The 971-nt window shown below is 73.2% G+C and carries 1 protein-coding gene; it reads left to right on the top strand.

Features of this window, described 5'->3' with window-relative positions; translation table 11 throughout:
• Positions 1–971 (top strand): AsmA family protein (locus ACH65_RS17635; RefSeq protein WP_049623948.1); only part of this gene is annotated, 971 nt, incomplete at both ends.

Here is a 971-nt window from a genome sequence, read left to right as displayed (position 1 = left end):
GCAGCGCGGGCAGCGCCGCCGGCAAGGCGCTCGACAGGCAGGGCCGGCCCGATGCCGGCCGCACCGGCGAGGTCTACCAGTTCGCCTGGAACGCCCGTGGCCGCTACAAGGGCGCGCCGCTGGAAGGCAGCGGCCGCACCGGCGCAGTGCTGGCCCTGCAGCAGACTGACCGGCCCTTTCCGGTGCAGGCGCGGCTCGCCATCGGCGATACCCACATCGCGCTGGTCGGCACGCTCACCGATCCCCTGCACCTTGGCGCGCTCGACCTGCGGCTGTGGCTCGCCGGCAGCAGCATGGCCAAGCTCTACCCCATCCTCGGCGTGACCCTGCCGGATACCCCGGCCTACGCCACCGAGGGCCGCCTCACCGCCCAGCTCGACCGCCGCGGCAGCCGCTTCGGCTACCACGACTTCCGCGGCCGCGTCGGCGGCAGCGACCTGGCCGGCAGCGTGGACTACGTCACCGGCGGCGCGCGTCCCAAGCTCAGCGGCAAGGCCAGCTCGCAGGTGCTGCGCTTCGCGGATCTCGCGCCGCTGATCGGCGCCGACTCCAACGCGCAGAAGGCGCAGCGCGGCGACGCTACGCCGCAGCCGGCCGACAAGCTGCTGCCGGTGGAACCCTTCCGCACCGACCGCTGGCGCGCGATGGACGCCGACGTCGTGTTCAACGGCGCGCGCATCGTGCGCGATGCCTCGATGCCGATCGACTCGCTCTCGACGCACCTGCTGATGGACGACGGCGTGCTCACCCTCGACCCGCTGCACTTCGGCATCGCCGGCGGCACGGTGGACGCCCGCGTACGCCTGGACGGCAGCCGCTCGCCGATGCCGGGCAACGCCCAGCTCAAGGCGCGCCACCTCAAGCTCAGGCAGCTCTTCCCCACCTTCGAGCCGATGCGTACCAGCTTCGGCGAGATCAACGGCAACGCCGCGCTGGACGCGCGCGGCAATTCGGTGGCCGCCCTGCTCGGC

The organism is Frateuria defendens (assembly GCF_001182895.1).
In the GTDB taxonomy this organism is placed as follows: domain Bacteria; phylum Pseudomonadota; class Gammaproteobacteria; order Xanthomonadales; family Rhodanobacteraceae; genus Frateuria_B; species Frateuria_B defendens.
The sequence above is the reverse complement of the archived record's forward strand: the minus strand, read 5'-3'. Positions and strand labels throughout refer to the sequence as shown.